Raw genomic sequence first — 20305 nt, 5'->3', positions numbered from 1 at the left:
AAGGAGAGTAAGAGTGACGATCCATCGCGATTCACCAAACCCAACCGTGAAAGACGTTAAAATGACTCTCGGATATCGGCATACCGAGCGCGGTGCAACATTAATAGCAGTACTACTATTCTTGGTATTGATTATGCTCGCCGGTGCTATAGCAGTGAGACAAAGCAATACAGATCTCAAAATAGCGACAAGCGATCAGATCAATACAGTATTATTACAGTCTTCAGATAGTGCCAATCAAAAGCTCGAAATGATGCTCAATGGTAGCTCAACCTCTACTGAATACTTAGATGTGACAAGTGCATCAGGTGTGTTTGGGCATTTTCTATTGAATGATGAAAATGCTACTAATGAGTTTATCTATTGTTTTAACCCTCGTACCAAAAAATATCTGACATCCAATGCTACTGTTATGGTAAAGGGAACTGCAGCAAATCCTACAGCCTATTGGAGTGGTTTGAACAATGGTATATGTGATTACAACAGTGCTGACGGCTATACCAGTGCTAGGCAAACGGTTGTTACTCAAATGAGCGTCACTGTTGCGCCCGTTGACCCAAATGCTGAAAGATTTGGACATATGGTCATTGGTAAAGAAATCGAAGATAGAACCAGCAAAAAATTCACATTTGATATTAGATCTGCTTCAGCATTGCCATCCTATAGTGAACCTAAAGCTAATGGAGATAATTGTTTTGCACAAACCAGCATTAAAGATAACGTTGTCGGTAGTAAAAAATCACTGAGTGATTGTATGCTCGCTGCCGACACTCCAAGCAAAATGTTATATGAGCGAGCGGATGTTGAAAACATCTCTTCTTCTACGAAGTGTATCCCGTTCGGTAGAGGTACATTAAATGCAGAATGCGTCCTCAAAACTACGCCATAAATAGTTTACTTATTATACAAAGGATAGAGGTTATGAAACGACTAAATACTGTATCGCCAATGAGTGGCAAAGTTACGTTACCTTTGAAGCATCTAGTCGTTGCCATGGCTGCTATGGTCGCTTTGCCCGTCGCACAAGCTGATGTCGCGGGCAAAAAAATCGGTGATTTGGAGATATATAAGGCGGCCGAAGGTGGTAAAACCACCATCACCATGATGTTAGACACGTCAGGTAGTATGACTATCAATCAGGTTGATTACGCTTGTGACTTGCCGTCGACAATTAGTTTTGATAGAAGTATGGTGGATTCTGAACCGTCTATGACATCGCCTTCCTACCCTAGAATGTATTGCGAAGTAAAAGGAGAGAAAAGATATTTTTATAGAAATTATTCAGGTATTTTTGGCAATATATGGTATATCTGTGAAAGTAGTAATGGTTTAGGCGTTACGAATCGAGAAACATGTAATACAGTAATAGACAAACCATCAGTCAATGGCTATAAATCGGAAGTCGGTGGTTTTTTTAATACTTCTACATATTACTACAAAGATGTCGGAGGTGAAAAATACTATGACCGCCTAACTCGGCTTAAAGATGCCATTTTTACTTTGATGGATAGTACTAAGTTAGACCCTAAAAAAGTAGCTATAGGTATTGGTCAGTTTTCCTCTCAAAGCGGCAGTAATAATGTGGTGGAGTTTAACTCTAACGGAACTGCCAAAAATAGCGATGGTAGTAGTGGTAAGATATTACTACCTGCCGCCTTACTAGATGATGCTCAACGTCAGAATATAAGAAACGTTGTTGCAGCAGCAGGTGGTGGTGGCGGAACGCCTACAGCTAACGCTTATGCAGAGGTTGGCGCTTATATGTTAGGTACCAAAACAAACGGTAATGGGAGTGGTTTCAATAAATCTACAACATTGTCTAAAACTAATAATAGTTATATCAGCCCACTTTCCTCTCCATCTAGCTGTGATGGACGTGGTATTTACTTCTTGACCGATGGTGCACCAAATAACTCTAGTAATCCTTTGAAACTGATGGAAAGAGCGTTGGATCGCAATTCTTTTAGCCTATCACCGGTGACATTACCTGATGGTAGCGAAAATAATAATGGTATGGCAGCAGTTGGTTCATTTGCCAAAGCCTTACGTGATCCTACAATTAATCCATTAGGTACTGATAGAGAAATATTTACAGCAGTAGTTGGTTTTGGCTCAGCGTTTAATGTCGATAGAGTGGAGGATAATAATAGAGATCCAGCAGATCGCATTATTCGTAACCTTCCTTATACCAATCCAAGAACTGGCATCACTGCCAATCGAGATTTTTATAATTGCACAAAATTCACAGATATCGACGCAAGAAATGCTTGTAACTGGGGTGAAAAGACAACTGCAGCATTGCCAGGCGTTGGTGGTTTTGGCGAAGGAGGCTTCTACTCTGCACAGTCTACCGAGGATATTGTGAACAGTATTACCACGTTCGTTAGCGATTTGAATCAAACACTACCTTCCACACCATCAGGGACTATCATTATCCCAGACGATCCCTATCGTGCCGACAGTCAGCTCGCTATTGCCTACTATCCAACTATACAGCCCAAGGTTGCTGAAAACTCAGTAATTTGGGAAGGTAACCTAAAGAAATATAGTTTAAATGAAGGCACGCTATATGGTAAGAGTAATACTAAGCTCTTCAAAAATATAGCAGGGGAATTAAACCCAGCAGCACAGGATCTGTGGTCAGATACTAATTATGCTGGTGCCAATGACAAGGTAGAGTCTGGTGGTTTTTATTCTCAGTTAAGTACACCAGCTACTGGTCTTGCCTCTGTTAGAACTCTGTATGTAGAAGATTGGGAAAATAGTACTAGCAAAAAGCCAGTATTGAAAAAGGTGAGTGTCAATGCTGCAGGTAAAGTGTTAGTAAATAACACTGCTTTGACAAATACATCCTTTGTAGATACAGCAACCTACAATGAAGCGACGTTGAGAAAGCTACTGAACTTTTTAGGTTTTGCCAATCTTCCAGCGACAACGGTCAATGTGAAGGATATGACGTTGACTAGCGCTAATGCAACCCAACCTATCAAAGTACTAGGAGCGACGATACACTCGACTCCTGCTTCAGTATCATATTCAGCAAACTTAGATGATGATGGTAGAGTCAACACTACTCGTGATGATTACGTACTATTTGGTTCATCAGAAGGTGGTCTGCATTTGGTTAATGCTGACAATGCCAGTACTAGTGGTGATGGCGGTAAAGAGAAGTTTGTCATTATTCCAAGAGAGATGCTGATAGATCCCGAAAAATCAGCAGCATTAGTCAAAGACGCGACCAAGGCTAGTACGGGTTCACCTAATTTTGGTGTTGATGCACCTTGGATGGTCAGTGCTGACTATAAATACGATTTTGAAGCCAAACGTGTCAATATTGACACTACTGATGGCAAAGGTGTCTATGCTTATGGTGGTCTACGTATGGGCGGCGAAGCTTTATATGGTCTGAACCTCATTGACAATGACAATCCTAGTATGATGTTTGCAATTACACCAGCGACTTCAGGTTTCAGTCGTATGGGTCAGATTTGGGAAAAGCCTACTAAGGCTAAAATAAAAACAAGTACTGCTGCTAGTGATAAAGGTACAGATGTTCTAGTATTTGGTGGTGGTTATGACATGTGTTATGAAAATGAAGGTTTTCAAGTGGGTTTGATTGACTCTATATTGGGTGGCTGTGCGTTGACGGCGACCACGCAGGCGAAAGGTAATGCTGTCTATATCATTAATGCTAAAACAGGCGCTCTTATTTGGTCAGCCTCCAGTGATTCAAGTGCTACGAAAACAGTGCCTACCATGAAAAATAGTATCGTCGCTGGCGTGACCACGTTAGATCGTAACAATGATGGCTTTATGGACCATATTTATTTTGCTGACTTAGGTGGTCAAGTATTCCGTGCCGACTTTACCAATGCAGGGTTTATAAAACCATCTGCGACAGCCACAGCATCGTCGCCTGAAAGCTCTTTCACCAATACGCGGGTCACTCGGGTTCTGCAAAGTGCTTATACTGGTTCTGATACCAAATACAATCATCGCTTTTATGAGCGTCCAGTCGTTAGTTTCTATCGTAATCCAGTGAGTAGTAGCTTATTTGCACTTGTAAATGTCATTTCAGGCGATCGTAGCTCACCTCTATCTAAGATACGTGATCTCAGCAAAGCTGACAGGCTCTATGGCATCATGGATACTGATGTTACAAAGGTAGACAGCATTTTTTATGCAAGCAACTTTACAGCAGCAAATAACGCTAATGGTCAAAAAATAGCTGATTTAACAGCTAATAGCTCATCAACTAGTAATTTGACTCAATTACCTAACGCGATTGGAACTCTGAATGCTGCAGGTTATACATTGGCGCAAAAGAATAGTGCTATCTCGGTACTACAAGGAACATCAAAGAATGGATGGTACATTCCGCTAACGAACTTTGATGGCTATGGCAACGTCAGATATACCAAAGGTGTAGGAAAGTCTGAAGTGATTGATAGTTTTTTGTACACTACCGTCTATAACCCAGATATGAACTATGGAACGGTAGATTCTTGTTCTGCCAAGATTACTGGTGGTTCAGAGAGACAACTATATTGTCTACCTTATGGTATTTGTACTGATGATGCATCCAAAAATGGTTTAGGTGGGTTTGTCCGAGCAGGTAAAGGTATTCAAGAGCTTACTTTAGGTCCACGAAGTTCGACACTCTCTAATCAGCGTTTGCTTATCGGTACTAGAACTCTGACAGAACGTGCGAATGATCGTGTGAATTTTGGCTCTGATACAGATAAAGGGCTATTTAACGCAACATCAAAACCTAATGGGCTGAATCAAAACTTGTCAGCTGCTGATTTAATTTTGGGAAGTGGTACTGCTCCTGATTTTATATTCAACGAAAGATTTACCCTTCAACCAAAAGTATGGTACGAAGTAGACTGATGAGACAGCCGTATGAAGAAATTATTTAGGCAACAGATAGGTTTTACCCTCATTGAGTTAATGGTCGTGATTTTTATCGTCTCTATTTTGGCTGCGATAGCGATTCCGTCTTATAGACAATATGTCGTTCGTAATTCAGAGCTACAAGCGCAAGCACGTATGCAACAGCTTGAGATAGAGCTCAATCGTTGGCGTGCTACTGCGCTTACTTACAAAGGGTTTCAACCTAGAAAGCTATCTAGTGATGGTACGGTTAGCAATGGCTACGACGATGCACCTACTAACCAAACAATCTATGTGCCAGCAGGTAGTGATAATAATAATTACCGCTACAAAATTCGTCTAGTTGATGCAAGTACGGACGCCACTCTAGCACCTAATGCAGCGGGTTTTTCTGTGGCAGGTAATGCGTGGCGAATGCTTGCTGAGCCTAATTCTAGCCTCACAAGCTCTAATGCACACCTTCTTATGCTCAATAGTACGGGGTTAAGGTGCCAGAGCAAAGATAGAACGGTGAAGATAACGTCTACTGATTGCGGTACGGGGGAGGAGAGTTGGTAATGTTTATAATTACAAAAGCATATAAGCCACAACATGGTTTCACTTTGATTGAGATGATGATAGTCGTCGCTATTATTGGCGTACTTGCTGCGATTGCTTATCCTAGCTATCAGCAATACGTTATTAAAACCAAACGTACCGATATGATGAGTGAAATGTACAATATTGCTTCGGAAATTGAGAGTCGAAAATTAGCTCAAGGAAGTTATAGTGTTATCAGTACAGGTGTCATAGCAGATTTTGCTACAGCATATCCGAGACAGGGAACTAAGCTATATGATGTCACTATTACAAATCCACTTGTCACTAAATGGACAATTACTGCTACGCCAAAGTCTAATACTCAAATGGCAAGCGATGGTAATCTAACGCTTAATTATCAAGGTATAAAGTGTCGAGGTAACAGTACTAACAAAAAATGTGGTACAGATAAAGAGTGGAGTAATTGATAATAATAGCTTCAATCTCGCATGCTGACAAAAAATGTCAGCTGTAATTACGGCAATCTTCGATAATTTACATAAACTGACAATTTTAAGCAATAAACTGGCAATACTATTGACTCTTCCAGTATTGTTCGCCATGTTATTCATTAAGAGCCCTGAATGAACATGTCTAATAGCTAAGATAGGTCATAAACTAAACACTACAAGGTAACAAGCATTAGTAAGAGTGTTAGTTAAAAGATATAAATGAATATTTTAAGCAGTTATGAAAAGTTGGCATGCTACCTGCAAGAATACTAGTAAGACAGTAATTAGACTAAATACTTAGTCTAAACTGACACCTACAATCAGTAGTAATGATAGCTAGGCCAGACCATGCATCATACTGCCATTATATTATCGCAAAAGGAGTTCTTATGAACACTCAAAAAGGTTTTACCTTAATCGAACTAATGATCGTTGTTGCTATTATTGGTATCTTAGCTGCGATTGCATTGCCTGCATATCAAAACTACATCAAGAAAGCTACCTACACTGAAATCCCAACGGCCATGGGCTCTGTTAAGACAGCAGTTGATACTTGCTATGCGATCGAAAAGGATCTAACCAAATGTGATACTGATGCAGAAATTGGTGAAACATTACCAACAGATACGAAGGACAAAGCACTTAATAAAATCGAAATCGCTGCAAACACAGCTGCAATTACAGCAACACCTAATGCATTTAAAGGAATCGAAGCAACAGAAACTTGTACTCTTACTCCGACTGCTGAAACTAATGATGGTGATGGTGGTGCTGTAACTGGTCGACTAATCTGGTCATATAGTGGTGCCTGTGCTACTAACGGTTATGTCAAGAATTAATCTTATCTGAGACTTGCAACTAAGCGTAGAAAAAGCTGACTATACTAGTCAGCTTTTTTATATTCAAAAAGCAGTAAAAAATTTCGAACTATAAAAGAACATTTATAATTCATGTTGGATTATAAAATTTGCGTAGTTCTATGTGAAAAATTATTACTGATTCCTCTTAATTGTGAATGTCCCAAATAATAACTTGAACATTCGAACTATTCCTTTAAATCGTAATATGTTGGTATAACCTGTGCAGTAACTTGAATACTATATATCGAATTTCTTATTAAGATACTTTTATGAACATGTCCAAGACAATAAAAGTAAATAGCCAAAGTATCTTTAAAGTCTCTTAAGCTGATATATTAGAATATTATTGTAGACAACTAGTTGTACTATAAGAGGAAAGCTTTATGAATGTGGTACAGAAAGGATTTACGTTAATTGAGATAATGATCGTGGTTGCTATTATCGGCATTTTATCTGCTATAGCGTTACCTGCGTATCAAAACTATGTAAAGAAAGCTACTTATGCAGAAATAATCGCTGGTATGGCAGGAGCTAAGGTTGCTATTGATAATTGCTATGCAGTAAAGAAAGAATTAAGTAGATGTGATACTGGAGCTGAAATCGGTGAAGTATTGCCAACAGGCGCAACAAATAAAGTGCTTAATACAGTATCTATTGCAATAGATACTGCTGTAATTACTGCCACACCTAATACATTTAAAGGTATTAAAGGCGTGGGAGAAGTAACGCCAGAAACGTGTGTATTATCTCCTACAGTCGAAGCAACTGGTCGCCTAACATGGGATTACAGTGGCGTCTGTGTAGATAAAGGTTATATTAGACCATAGTAGTAAAATGAACTTTATACTACTAATAAAGTGTTTAACTAACACTTGAGACTTAATCGTCAAAAAACCACCTAACAGCACATCGCTACTAGGTGGTTTTTTATTGACTCAATATATTGAGAAACGCTTAGAGAATTATCTCTCTAAATACTGAATCTTGCCTTCCACACCATCCCACTTAGCTGCTTCTGGCATTTGTCCTTTCATCTCAGTGATGTTCGGCCATTTCTGCGCCAGCTCTTCGTTGAGCTGAGTGAACATCTCCTGATCTTTTGGTACTTCGTCTTCTGAGAAGATCGCATTGGCTGGACACTCAGGCTCACATAGTGCGCAGTCGATACACTCATCAGGATCGATGACGAGGAAGTTTGGGCCTTCATAAAAGCAGTCCACAGGACAGACTTCTACACAGTCGGTGTATTTGCAAAGAATACAGTTATCTGTAACGACAAAGGTCATAGCGAGGTCTACCTGTTATTGGATTGGCTGATATAGTCAATTTTTAAAAGCGCTACTGCGTCAACGTCACTTGAAGTAAGGTATATACCTACACTCGGTCGCATTGTAGCGCTTTTAAATTTAATCAACTATAAGGGCTATATAGAATAGTGAAAAAATAAATCGTATTTTAGCGCCTTTGCTACTATTTGACAATTCCCTTTAATGACTAATGATTTTCTTTAAATGATATAGCATATCATGCGCTTGTTTGGGAGTCAGGCTATCAGGATCGATAGCAATCAGCTCATCTTGTAAGCTAAATAGCTGATTTTGTTTTGGATTATCTATTGTGTCTACCGCTTGCGCAATATGGTTCATCTCGTGATTTAGAGCGTCGCTATTATAATCCTGTGCTCGTTTATCTGTTACTGACTTAGCTAATTCATTTTTATCATCAATAGATTTCTGATGATATGCTTTTGAGTCACCTGTTTTTAGGCTATCCATTTGTAGGTGCTCGGCTAAGTAGCGTTTGGCATCATCTAGCACTTGAGTGGGAATTCCTGCCATCTTTGCGACATGCAATCCAAAGCTAGAGCTTGCCGCACCCTTTTTAATCTGATGCAGTAGTAACAATTGACCATCGACTTCGCTAGCGGCAACATGAACATTGCGAATATTGTTATGGCGACCCTCATCGCTGTGTACCAATTGCGTCAGTTCAAAATAATGGGTGGCAAATAATGTCAGGCAACCAATCTCTACTAGGCGATTGACACAGGCGTGAGCAATGGCCAAGCCGTCAGTGGTCGCCGTACCGCGTCCGACCTCATCCATTAATACGAGCGACTTATTCGTTGCTTGGTTTAATATATTAGCGGTTTCTATCATCTCTACCATAAATGTCGACTTGCCACCGGCTAAATCGTCAGCTGAGCCGATGCGGGTAAAGATACGGTCAATATCACCAATATGAGCGTGCTCAGCGGGCACAAAGCTACCGCAATGAGCAAGCAAGACAATCAGCGCAGTTTGGCGCATATAAGTGGATTTACCGCCCATGTTGGGACCAGTAATCAAAAGCAGTCTTTCAGGATGCCCTTCTTCAGTACTATCAGTATAAGCGCTACCTAGCGTACAGTCATTGGCGACGAAGTGTTTGGTGCTTAATGAATGATTATTTTTGTGGTTAGCGTTATTTTGACTCAATGCAGCCTCGACGACGACATGACGACCTTGACGAATATCGATAGTGCTCTGATTACGAGCTACTAATTCGTTTTTATCCTTCGACCTATGATCCATGACTGGACGTTGCCAGTTATAGGTTATGGCAAGATTGGCCCAGTTACTCAGCACATCTATTTGGGCAATAGCAGCACTCAGCTGTTGTAGATCAGCCAGACTTTCATTTAATTGATTCAATAGCCCTTGATAGAGCTGTTTTTCACGAGCTAGTGCCAAAGACTGCGCGCTCAGATATTCTGTCTCGACTTCTTTTAGCTCATCGGTGATAAAACGCTCGCTACTTTTGAGGGTTTGCCGACGGATAAAATGAGCTGGAGCGTTCTTTGCCTGCATTTTAGGCAGTTCAAAGTAAAAGCCACTGACTTTATTAAAGCCTACTTTTAGACTGGGTAATTGATTGTCTTGACGAGCCTGTTCTACCATTTTATCCAGTGTGGCTTGGATATTGTCATGGAGGTGAGTGAGACGATCGAACTCATCGTCGTAACCCGCTGACAGCATGCCACCATCACGTATATGTGCAGGTGGCTCTGTGATGATGGCACGCTCGATTACCTCAGAGACAGCCTGAACAGCAGGGAGCTGAGCGGGCATTTGCTGCATAAGCATAGGTAGCAGTCCAGCGTCTTCATGGTTGATACCCGCATCCACGAGTACAGTCGTAAGGTGAGCGCTACTCGAGATACTGTCGGCGAGTTTGCGCAAATCGCGAGGTTTTGCGCTCATTAGCCCGATACGGCTACTAATACGCTCGATATCCCCAATGGTATTGAGCGTGTCACGTAGGCTGGTTACCAATGAACTGTTTCTTGAGCTTTGGTTAGTTCGAACTGAGTTGCTAACGGTATTCAATAACGCGTCTATTGCATCAAGACGCATATTGATATGTGAATGTTGGCGAAGCGGACGCTTCATCTGCTGTATGAGCAGTCGTTTGCCCATTGGTGTCTGGCAGTGGTTCAGAACCGATATCAATGACGTGCCGCTGCTACTAACAGGAGCAAATAGCTCAAGGTTTTGCTGACTATTAGCATCGATAATCAGGTAGTCATCACTGTGCTCAACGATAAGCTGATTGACCTGTGGTACATGTCGCTGCTGAGTCTGGCGTGCATAGTGAATCAGCGCAGCGCAACTAGATTGTGCCAGTACATTGTCCGCAATACCTAAACCATCGAGACGCTGTACTTCAAACTGCTGACAAAGTGTGTCACTAGCGTGCCCACGATGAAAGTCATTGGCAGCGACTTCTATGATAGGGCAGTCAAGATGCTGCCGTAACCACAACATCCACTCTGTATCATTGCTTCCAATGCTGCCGCTAATGTTATCGCCGAGTGCTTCACTAATGATACATTCACTAGGTGCAAACCGTGCCAACACCGTCAGCATCTGCGTCTGCAAGCTATCTGCATCGTCTTTGTCAGCACGCAAGGTTTGCGTGGTTAATGTGCCAGCGGTCAAGTCCATTTGACTGACTGCCGCCTGTATGGTCTGGCTACTATCTTGAGCTTTTATACTAGCAATATCGATAGCGACTACAGTAGGTGTATGGTTTGGCGCAATCAGAGCATCATCAGTAATAGTGCCTGCAGTGAGTGTTTTGACGACTTCGCGGCGCATGATGCTACCAGCTGCCGATTTACCTTTACTCTTTTTTTGTTTGTCACCCATGCTAGGTAAGCTGGCGTTATCGTCAGCGGCAGGGCTACTGACGGCGTCGTCTACCTGCTCACAGACCACTACTGTTTGCCCAGCCGCGATCAAGCGTGCCATATAGCTATCGGCTGCATGAAACGGTACCCCCGCCATCGCTATCGTATTGCCTGCTTTGTCATTACCGCGGCGAGTGAGCGTAATATCTAATATTTGTGCGGCACGCTTGGCATCATCGAAGAACAGCTCATAAAAGTCACCCATCCGGTATAGCAGCAGCGCTTGTGGATAGTTGGCTTTCATGGTTAGATATTGCACCATCATTGGCGTATGGTCTGATAGATTATAGACAGCATCGCCTATGCTCAAATGGTTAGAGGTGTCTGATTTTGACAAGGTGTTATCTGTTGTAGTAGGCGCTAACGTGTGTTTTTGTACAGGTGGCTTTACGGTCATGCAGAGTCTCTTATAGTACTGTAATGAGTGGTGATTAGTGTATTGTGGTAGATGCTTTATAGCATTGCTTGTTTGATATATGAATGTTGGTTTGATAGGTGCATCAGATGTTCATACATAACTGGTTCAGTTATCAATTCTAGATTAGTATTTACCGATAGAGCTATACGAGAGTCAAAGCAATGGCAAACTAGTAAAGATGACAAACCAATAAAGTCATACAAAACGCTAAGAATGTAAGAGGGTATACACTATATTTTAACACGTCCTGCGTGGTTTTTACCGCGGCAAATATCTACTCACTGCCCTTGTATCCATCAGCGCCATAACCATATATAATGACGGCACACTTAATTGGGCGATACTAAATTAGGTAGTACTTAGTCGAATGAAGACAAGGCCGCGAGCTAAGCTTTGGCTAATGCGCACTAATTATCGAATATTCCATAGGTCAAAAAATTATGTTATCAAAGATTATAGGCAGTGTGGTTGGCACTAAAAATGACCGCGAATTAAAACGCATGCGTAAAGTGGTCAATAAGATCAACGCAAAAGAGGCTGAAATACAAGCCCTGTCTGATGAGCAACTACAACAAAAAACCGAAGAGTTCAAAGCGCGCCATCAAAAAGGCGAAAGCTTAGATGCACTATTGCCAGAGGCATTTGCCGTTTGCCGCGAAGCATCATTACGTGTGAATGGTATGCGTCACTACGACGTGCAGCTGATCGGTGGTATCACCTTGCACGAAGGCAAAATCGCTGAGATGAAAACAGGCGAAGGTAAAACCCTGATGGGTACTTTGGCGATGTACCTAAACGCTATCAGTGGTAAAGGTGTCCATCTGGTTACGGTCAACGATTATTTGGCTGCTCGTGATGCTGAGCTAAACCGCCCACTATTTGGGTTTTTGGGTATGACCGTTGGTGTTATTTATTCGCAGCAGCCGCCACAAGAAAAGATCAATGCTTACCAAGCAGACATTACCTATGGTACCAATAACGAGTACGGCTTTGATTACTTGCGCGATAACATGGTGTTCAAGCTAGAAGAGAAGAAACAGCGCGCACTAAATTTCTGTATTATTGATGAAATTGACTCAATCTTAATCGATGAAGCGCGTACACCGCTCATTATTTCGGGTCAAGCTGAAGATTCATCACGCATGTATGCGCTGATCAACACCATTATTCCTGTGCTGATCCGCTCAAAAGATGAAGAAGCCAACAAGAATAACGAAGAAGAAGATTTTTGGATTGACGAAAAAAATCGCCAGATTGAGATTAGCGAAAAAGGCTATGAGAAAATTGAGCGCTTCTTAATCGAAGTAGGTGAGCTTGGTGAAAACGAAAGCCTGTATAGCCCAAGCCGCTTGCCACTATTGGCTCACGTTCAGGCCGCCATTCGTGCGCATCATGTCTTTGTCAAAAACGTCCATTATATCGTCGATGAAGGCGAAGTGGTCATCGTTGATGAGAATACCGGTCGTACGATGCCAGGTCGCCGTTGGTCAGAAGGTCTACATCAAGCAGTAGAAGCGAAAGAAGGTGTGGAGATTCAAGCAGAGAACCAAACGCTTGCAACGACGACGTTCCAGAACTACTTTCGTCTGTATGACAAACTGTCTGGTATGACGGGTACTGCTGATACCGAAGCAGCAGAATTTAAGTCTACCTATGATCTAGATGTCATCGTCATTCCAACGCATGAGCCCATTGCTCGTATTGATATGGATGATCAAATTTTCTTAACCAAGTTAGGAAAATACAAAGGTATCATCCGTGAGATTAAAGAAATTCAGGAAAAAGGTGCGCCAGTTCTGGTTGGTACGGCGACGATTGAGGCCAGTGAAGAGTTGTCTTACTTACTCGATCAAGGGGGCGTCAAGCATAATGTCCTAAACGCCAAGCAACATGAACGTGAAGCTGAGATCATCGCGCAAGCAGGTAGTCCAAAATCAGTCACGATTGCAACCAACATGGCAGGTCGTGGTACGGATATTATCTTAGGCGGTAACTGGCAATCATTTATCGAAGATATCGATGCGGTCAGCCCGGAGGAGATGCAGCGTCTAAAAGCTCAGTGGCAAGTCAAGCATGATCAAGTTGTGGCCGCTGGTGGTTTGCATATTATTGGTTCTGAGCGCCATGAGTCACGCCGTATCGATAACCAGTTACGTGGCCGTGCTGGTCGTCAAGGTGACCCTGGTATGTCACGCTTTTTCTTATCGCTCGAAGATGACTTGATGCGTATTTTTGCAGGTGATCGCGTGGTCAACATGATGCGCGCAATGGGTCTAAAAGAAGACGAAGCTATCGAGCATAAGATGGTTTCTAGATCGATTGAGAACGCACAGGGTAAAGTTGAGAGCCGCGATTTTGATGCTCGCAAAAATCTATTGAAGTATGATGACGTCGCCAATGAGCAGCGTAAAGTGATTTATGGTCAGCGTGATGATTTGCTGGCTGAGATGGAGCTATTAGAAGCCATCGAAGTGATGCATAAAGAAGTCTACAATGCGATGATCAATCAGTTTATTCCGCCTGGCTCTATTGATGATCAGTGGAACGTCGATGGATTAGAAGATGAGCTTGAGGATGAGTTCAAGATCACAATGCCGATCAACGATTGGTTAGATGAAGACCGCCGACTGGATGAAGAAGGGCTACGCGAGAAAATCGTTCAGACGGCGATAGACCGTTATCACAGTCGCCGTGAGCAGATGGGTGAGCAAGACGCAGCTCAGCTTGAGCGTCACTTTATGCTACAAAGCCTAGATAAGCATTGGAAAGAGCATTTGACACAGATGGATCAGCTGCGTAAAGGAATTCATCTACGCGGATATGCACAGAAAAACCCTGAGCAAGAGTACAAGCGTGAATCGTTTGAGCTGTTCCAGATGATGCTGGGTGCAATCAAGTCTGAAACCGTACAAGACTTGTCACGTGTACATATACCAACAAAAGAAGAGCTTGAAGCACTAGAAGCTCAGCAGCGCGAAAATGCCGCTCACATGCAGATGCAGTTCGAGCATGATGATGTTGATAACTTAGATAGTAATCCAAACAGTGCCACCGCTCAGCCGCAACCACAGAACCGCAATACTGCTGGTGCTGCAGCAGCTGGCGTGAGTGCAGCTGTAGCAGGCAACCCGAGTGATACCAATGAACCAAACCCGTATGCTGGTATGAATATCAGTCGTAATGCCCCTTGTCCTTGTGGTTCAGGCCTCAAGTATAAGCAGTGTCACGGCAAGATCTAAGGATTGGTCGTCATAAAGTAATACCTTTGAGCTGAAAAAGAAAAGCCCTTATCTAAATTAGGTAAGGGCTTTTTTTATGTGAATACGAAGCTTTCTTGCACTGACATTTATTCTTATATGTCTAGCAGACAATTTGTATTGATTATTTACAAATTCAGCATAGGCGTGAATTTGCGGACACGCTATAGTGTTTAGCATATCTATTTGGGAGAGAGTTATGAGTTTAGAATTATTAAAACAGTTGCGGACTTCAGTAGCGTTGACAGGACTGCTAGCTGGTGCATTGACGATCAGCGCTTGTCAGCAACAATCAGAGCCAGAAGCAGGTATGGAAGGCGTTAGTACAGAAGAGTCTGTGCCTATGTCTGCTGAGCCTGCTGAACCGAGTGACGTTGTGGTCAATAGCGAAGATGCCTCACTCAATGAAGTAGAGGATGACACGGTTGCTTCTGTTAATAGCGGCGTGACACAGATACTATATTTGTGCTCGCCTGAGTTGAAAGTTGATGCAACCTACAAGGAAGAAACCAATCAAGTGGTAGTTGCAACTGACATGGGTACAGTAACATTGAATCAAACCAATGAAGGTACTAACCCTGAAGTGTTTGAAGTCGCAACATCGATTGATGGTGGTCAAGGATTCACTCAGTGGCGCGTCGCCCACGAAGCGCGCGATACAGGTGTGATGCGTACTGCTGGTACTGATGAGGCAAACGTTGATACTTTTGAATGTAACAAAGTCTCATAGTCAAGCATTAGAGATTTTAGAACAAACAGCAAGTAATAAAAAGCAACGCGAGTAAGCGTTGCTTTTTATTGTCTGTAACTTGTACGGGCTAATAAATAAAAAATCAGCCTCTCATCTATTTCAAACGAGTAGAGTCATTATTCTGTGACTCGTGCGCTAAGAAACCCTCTTCAGTGACGTCTAGCTCTTCATGCTTGAGTTCTACTTGAATACTATCGGTATGTACGTGCGTGCTCTTATTGACATCGATTTCTTGAATAGCATAAGTGTCTTTAGTAACCGTAGCTACTTGACGTGATAAAACAATTTCAATTGGCTCATCACCGATCTCTATTTGTTTACCATTAATAGTTACTACTGCCTTACTGTCTAGTGATGGCTCAACATGACGCAATATATCTTTTTCATCGTAGTTACCTGAGAGTAAATCTTGACTCTCTGTATCATGATACTCAGTACGAACAGTAATATATTCTTCTATAAGCTCAATGGGTACGTTGATGGTCTTTGTACGTGCATGTTTGGTGACCGTCACTTTACCCACGTCTAAGCGCTCTTTATTTACAACTGGCCGTTCTTCCAATAGCTCTAGATGCCCAATATTAACTACATTCGATGTGTTGTCAGTTGACAGGTGTTGCTCATTGTCTAAATTGTCTTGGTATAGATCGCTGTTGTTAGTAGACATGGTTATTTCCTTATTTTGTGCGAGCAATGGATGATAGGTTTTTAAAATTATTTATATTGTATAAGATACTAAATATAGCGCGTGGATCTCAGTATGAGTCGTGCAACAGATTATATAGAGAGTGGTAAAGAAACTAACCCACAAAAAAGACCAGAGTATAACCCCGGTCTCTTTATTAGATATAAGCGTGTATTTACTTTACAGATTACATACCACGGGCGCGGCGTACGTCATCTGCAGTAATATCATCACGATTAACTAAATTGCCTTCACGGTCAACTACGTTACCATTGTTGTCCACGTCTAACTCTTCACGTTGAATGGTTTCAACAAGAGTCTCTGTATGACGATCTGTTATTTTACCAACATTTACTTCTTCAGTTACGTAAGTCTCTTTGGCCACGCGAGCACGCTCTGCTTCTAGCTCAACTTCTACTGTTTCGCTTACATCTACGTCACCGATACGACGGTCTGTTGGGCGGTTGACGCTAGTACGCTGAATATCAGCATGCTCTTCTTCTAGCTCTACTTCAACATTACGCTCTTCAGTTACGACATGTTTGCCAACTTTTACTAGGCCAGCTACGATGCGGTCTTTGTTTACTGTCAAACGCTCTTCTAAAAGCTCTAATGTATTTGGTGCATCATAAGTGTGGTCTGCAATATCTACACGTTCTTCAGCCGGTAGGGTATCAGCAGTAAAGGTTTGACGATCTTTTTCGTACTGCTCCTTGTAACTGTACTGATAGTCATGGTCGTATGCTTCCATCGCCTCTACTTGTGATTTAGTCAAACTATCAAAGAATACGTCGTCACCTACAATACGTGCTAAACCTGCTGGTACTAGTACTTCTTTTGAGCTGAACCAACCACCTGCATCAACGATCAAATAGCGAATGCGACCAGTAGTGTCTTCTACTAGGGCACCTTCAATTTTACCGATCTTTTCTTCATTCACACCGTAAGCGGTTTTTTCTGTTGGATCATAATAGTCGTCACCGATTAAGTCGCGGTGAGTGGCTTGGATATCTTTTAAACGGATTAGCTGGCTCATTATTGTCTTCCTTTTATATGAGTTTATAGTTTTAAAATTAATAGTTATTTTTAAGTTTTAACGCAATATCATTTGTATTACAAAGTTAGGATCAAACTATTGGAACAGCCCTCTCATCAACTTGTAGCTATCCTAACACCATGATTTTGGATGAGATATATGAGCAAGGTAGCAAAGTGTGCACTTGCCGTAATTGCGTGTAATAGGCTGTAAGTGCAATAACAGAGAAGGGGGTACAAGTTAACGCGCCTTAACATAGAGTAATGTTTGGCGTGTGTTTTAATTAAATAGAAACAAAAAAACCGCATCACCTAGGGCAATGCGGTTTTTGGGTAACATATATAAAGTAATTGATATACTAAATAGTCAGTTACATTCTAAATGTCATGTACAAGTGCAGTTTTTACTTAAGGTAGCTCAATCGCAACGGCTACAGCTTCGCCGCCACCGATACATAGGGTTGCAACCCCTTTTTTGCCACCGGTACGCTTAAGAGAGTTGATAAGGGTAACGAGAATACGCGCACCTGAACAGCCTACTGGATGGCCAAGGGCACAAGCACCGCCTTCAACGTTTACTTTGGCATGGTCGATTTTTAGCTCATCCATAGCAGCCATAGTGACCATCGCGAAGGCTTCGTTGATTTCCCATAGATCCACTTCATCTACTGACCAGCCAGCACCTGCGAGTACTTTTTCAATTGCACCAATCGGTGCAATCGTAAATTCGCTTGGGTGACGCGAGTTTGATGCAGTCGCAACGATACGAGCCTGATAATCCAGACCTTCAGCTTTCGCTTGTGATTCTTTCATGACTACAACAGCAGCAGCACCATCTGAGATTGAGCTGGCATTTGCCGCTGTAACCGTACCGTCTTTAGCAAATGCTGGACGTAGGGTAGGGATGCGATCAGCATTTGCTAGGGCTGGTTGTTCATCAGTATCGACTGTCTGTTCGCCTTTACGAGTTTTGAACGTTATAGGCTCGATCTCATCTTTGAAATGATCGTCTTTGATCGCTGTTAGAGCACGGTTAAGTGATTCAATAGCAAACTCATCCATTTGCTCACGCGTATAGCCTTTTTCGTCTGCCATTTCTTGAGCAAACATACCCATTAGCTTACCCGTTTCAGCATCTTCTAGACCGTCTAAGAACATATGGTCTTTTACTTCTTTGTGACCCATACGGTAGCCACCGCGCGACCCTGGCATCAGGTAAGGAGCATTGGTCATTGATTCCATACCACCAGCCACAGCAACATTGAAGCTGCCAGCTTTGATACCGTCGTGCGCTTGCATGACTGCTTTTAGACCTGAACCACATAGCTTGTTGATGGTCACAGCACCAGTCGCATCAGGTAGGCCTGCTTTGCGCATTGCTTGACGGGCAGGGCCTTGACCCAAACCTGCAGTCAAAATACAACCCATGATAACTTCATCAACGTTATCAGCACTAACGCCTGAGCGTGTAAGAGCGGCTTTGATAGCAGCAGCACCTAAATCGGTAGCGCTGACGTCTTTTAATACGCCTTGGAATCCGCCCATTGGAGTACGTGCGCCGTTTAAAATTACAATTGAATCATTTGACATCGTTATTATTCCTTATTACGTGTTTTGTTTAAAAATTTTGCTGAATGGATCAGACATTGATCAGCTAGCTGCATTTGTATGACTACAAATATTTATATTACTAAAAGGGCTGATTCATTCAGTATTTTGTTTACGCTAGCTCATCTAAGCGAATGCGTACTACTTTATCAGTAATAGTATCGAGTTTTTCAATTTTTTCGATAGCTAGGTTCATTCGACTCTCAACGACAGGCAGGGTCAATATAATCACTGGCACTTGACCGACTTTATGGGCAGGCTTTTGTAAAATAGCATCGATATTGATACCAGCATCACTTAGGATGCGAGTGATGTCTGCTAAGACGCCAGGGCTATCGTAAGCATGTACGCGTAAGTAATAACCAGTAATCATTTGCTCAGCGCGTAATATCGGCGTGTCCGATAACTGTTCAGGGATGAATGCCAAATGCGGCACATGATGTCCGTGATTATTTTGATCGCTGCTGCTTTGATCGTCATTATCTTTGCTGCCGAGTACACGGACCAAATCCATGACATCTGCCATCACGGCAGAAGCAGTAGCGCCTGCACCTGCACCATCACCGCAATAGAGGGTCTGTCCAAGCGGATGCGAGTTGACCAACACGGCGTTTTTGACGCCATTGACATTGGCAAGTAACGCATCCTGCGGAATAAGCGTTGGATGTACACGCAGCTCAACGCCAGCATCGTCGTCGTTACCTTGACCATCACGCCGCACTGCAAATCCTAAGTGCTTAATACGATAGCCCAGCTCCTCGGCATAGTTGACGTCTTGTAGGGTAATACCAGTGATGCCTTCACAGTAAACCTTGTCAAATTGCAATGGGATACCAAACGCAATAGAGGCGAGCAAGGCCAGTTTGTGCGCGGCATCAATACCTTCGACATCAAAGGTTGGATCCGCTTCTGCATACCCAAGTTCTTGTGCTTCGCTCAATACATCAGCAAATGGACGACCCTTGTCGCGCATTTCGGTCATGATAAAGTTGCCAGTACCGTTGATAATACCTGCAAGCCAATCGATTTTATTAGCAGCGAGAGCTTCACGCATCACTTTGATGATTGGGATACCGCCTGCTACCGCTGCTTCATAGGCAACGTGGACATTGTTTTCTTCAGCAAAAGAAAAGATCTCATTGCCATGCTCAGCCAATAAGGCTTTGTTTGCGGTCACTACATGCTTGCCATTTTTGATGGCCTGCATAATGACGTCTTTGGCTAGGGTAGTGCCGCCAATCACTTCAATAACGATATCGACATTGTCGCTTGCCGCAATTGCCATCAAGTCACTGTTTTGCGTGATGTTGGTGTCGATATCATCACGCTGACGACGCGTACCTACTTCGGTAATAATAATGTCGCGTCCACTACGGCGTTTTAGCTCATCTAAATTGTCATTGATTAGGTTGATCACGCCTGTTCCGACGGTTCCTAGACCAAGTATCGCTAGTTTGATGGAATTGCTCACAGTATCCTCAAGAGGTTGAATATAATGAAGTAAAACGCTGTGACAGTGCCAAATGAGCCTGC

14 protein-coding genes are annotated in these 20305 nt (G+C 42.5%); 8 read left to right on the top strand and 6 right to left on the bottom strand.

Annotated elements, in window-relative coordinates; all coding sequences use genetic code 11:
- Positions 1 to 13: 13 nt before the first annotated feature.
- The 6 genes from AC5JPO_RS07250 to AC5JPO_RS07225 all read left to right on the top strand — a co-directional run bounded on the left by AC5JPO_RS07250 (position 14) and on the right by AC5JPO_RS07225 (position 7614).
- On the top strand, positions 14 to 889 hold the full coding sequence (locus AC5JPO_RS07250) for a pilus assembly PilX family protein (protein WP_493853674.1): 876 nt from the start codon (positions 14 to 16) through the stop codon (positions 887 to 889).
- A gap of 32 nt (positions 890 to 921) precedes the next feature.
- The gene (locus AC5JPO_RS07245) at positions 922 to 4893 is read left to right on the top strand and encodes a pilus assembly protein (RefSeq protein ID WP_493853673.1); all 3972 of its coding nucleotides are present in this window, start codon (positions 922 to 924) and stop codon (positions 4891 to 4893) included.
- A gap of 12 nt (positions 4894 to 4905) precedes the next feature.
- Positions 4906 to 5454, top strand: coding sequence for a type IV pilin protein (locus AC5JPO_RS07240; protein WP_493853672.1), 549 nt, complete (start codon positions 4906 to 4908; stop codon positions 5452 to 5454).
- On the top strand, positions 5454 to 5903 hold the full coding sequence (locus tag AC5JPO_RS07235) for a type IV pilin protein (protein WP_493853671.1): 450 nt from the start codon (positions 5454 to 5456) through the stop codon (positions 5901 to 5903). The genes AC5JPO_RS07240 and AC5JPO_RS07235 overlap by 1 nt, the downstream gene beginning before the upstream one ends.
- 413 nt (positions 5904 to 6316) lie before the next feature.
- Positions 6317 to 6766, top strand: a complete 450-nt coding sequence (locus tag AC5JPO_RS07230) for a pilin (protein ID WP_493853670.1) — start codon at positions 6317 to 6319, stop codon at positions 6764 to 6766.
- A 404-nt stretch (positions 6767 to 7170) separates the two neighbouring features.
- Positions 7171 to 7614 (top strand): pilin, encoded by a 444-nt coding sequence (locus AC5JPO_RS07225; RefSeq protein WP_493853669.1) that lies wholly within the window; start codon positions 7171 to 7173, stop codon positions 7612 to 7614.
- 135 nt (positions 7615 to 7749) lie between these two features.
- On the opposite strand, the gene fdxA is transcribed toward AC5JPO_RS07225, so the two are convergent.
- The gene (gene fdxA / locus AC5JPO_RS07220) at positions 7750 to 8073 is read right to left on the bottom strand and encodes a ferredoxin FdxA (protein ID WP_194363584.1); all 324 of its coding nucleotides are present in this window, start codon (positions 8071 to 8073) and stop codon (positions 7750 to 7752) included.
- Between the two features lie 201 nt (positions 8074 to 8274).
- On the bottom strand, positions 8275 to 11415 hold the full coding sequence (gene mutS, locus AC5JPO_RS07215) for a DNA mismatch repair protein MutS (protein ID WP_493853668.1): 3141 nt from the start codon (positions 11413 to 11415) through the stop codon (positions 8275 to 8277).
- A gap of 461 nt (positions 11416 to 11876) precedes the next feature.
- Between mutS and secA the strand changes: the two genes are divergently transcribed.
- The gene (secA, locus tag AC5JPO_RS07210; RefSeq protein WP_493853667.1) at positions 11877 to 14675 is read left to right on the top strand and encodes a preprotein translocase subunit SecA; all 2799 of its coding nucleotides are present in this window, start codon (positions 11877 to 11879) and stop codon (positions 14673 to 14675) included.
- Between the two features lie 217 nt (positions 14676 to 14892).
- Positions 14893 to 15423: a hypothetical protein gene (locus tag AC5JPO_RS07205; protein WP_443525314.1), complete on the top strand. Its 531-nt coding sequence runs from the start codon at positions 14893 to 14895 to the stop codon at positions 15421 to 15423.
- Between the two features lie 115 nt (positions 15424 to 15538).
- Here AC5JPO_RS07205 and AC5JPO_RS07200 read toward each other — a convergent pair whose 3' ends face one another.
- The 4 genes from AC5JPO_RS07200 to AC5JPO_RS07185 form a co-directional block, all read right to left on the bottom strand.
- Positions 15539 to 16111 carry a YsnF/AvaK domain-containing protein gene (locus AC5JPO_RS07200; protein WP_493853666.1) on the bottom strand — a complete coding sequence of 191 codons (573 nt, stop codon included), beginning with the start codon at positions 16109 to 16111 and terminating at the stop codon, positions 15539 to 15541.
- 205 nt (positions 16112 to 16316) lie between these two features.
- A complete protein-coding gene (locus AC5JPO_RS07195) occupies positions 16317 to 17165 on the bottom strand; it encodes a DUF2382 domain-containing protein (protein WP_493853665.1) in 849 nt (282 codons plus the stop codon).
- A gap of 407 nt (positions 17166 to 17572) precedes the next feature.
- The gene (locus tag AC5JPO_RS07190; protein WP_493852371.1) at positions 17573 to 18754 is read right to left on the bottom strand and encodes a thiolase family protein; all 1182 of its coding nucleotides are present in this window, start codon (positions 18752 to 18754) and stop codon (positions 17573 to 17575) included.
- Positions 18755 to 18884: 130 nt separating this feature from the next.
- On the bottom strand, positions 18885 to 20243 hold the full coding sequence (locus AC5JPO_RS07185; protein ID WP_443525318.1) for a homoserine dehydrogenase: 1359 nt from the start codon (positions 20241 to 20243) through the stop codon (positions 18885 to 18887).
- Positions 20244 to 20305 lie beyond the last annotated feature (62 nt).

The sequence above is a fragment of the Psychrobacter sp. H25 genome, from assembly GCF_059076335.1.
This window is presented reverse-complemented; position numbering and strand designations above follow the sequence as displayed.

Coding starts and splice junctions, on each gene's coding strand:
- AC5JPO_RS07200 (WP_493853666.1), bottom strand. CDS start 16,111: ATGTCTACTAACAACAGCGATCTATACCAAGACAATTTAGACAATGAG.
- AC5JPO_RS07240 (WP_493853672.1), top strand. CDS start 4,906: ATGAAGAAATTATTTAGGCAACAGATAGGTTTTACCCTCATTGAGTTA.
- AC5JPO_RS07195 (WP_493853665.1), bottom strand. CDS start 17,165: ATGAGCCAGCTAATCCGTTTAAAAGATATCCAAGCCACTCACCGCGAC.
- AC5JPO_RS07230 (WP_493853670.1), top strand. CDS start 6,317: ATGAACACTCAAAAAGGTTTTACCTTAATCGAACTAATGATCGTTGTT.
- AC5JPO_RS07190 (WP_493852371.1), bottom strand. CDS start 18,754: ATGTCAAATGATTCAATTGTAATTTTAAACGGCGCACGTACTCCAATG.
- secA (WP_493853667.1), top strand. CDS start 11,877: ATGTTATCAAAGATTATAGGCAGTGTGGTTGGCACTAAAAATGACCGC.
- fdxA (WP_194363584.1), bottom strand. CDS start 8,073: ATGACCTTTGTCGTTACAGATAACTGTATTCTTTGCAAATACACCGAC.
- AC5JPO_RS07205 (WP_443525314.1), top strand. CDS start 14,893: ATGAGTTTAGAATTATTAAAACAGTTGCGGACTTCAGTAGCGTTGACA.
- AC5JPO_RS07235 (WP_493853671.1), top strand. CDS start 5,454: ATGTTTATAATTACAAAAGCATATAAGCCACAACATGGTTTCACTTTG.
- AC5JPO_RS07245 (WP_493853673.1), top strand. CDS start 922: ATGAAACGACTAAATACTGTATCGCCAATGAGTGGCAAAGTTACGTTA.
- mutS (WP_493853668.1), bottom strand. CDS start 11,415: ATGACCGTAAAGCCACCTGTACAAAAACACACGTTAGCGCCTACTACA.
- AC5JPO_RS07225 (WP_493853669.1), top strand. CDS start 7,171: ATGAATGTGGTACAGAAAGGATTTACGTTAATTGAGATAATGATCGTG.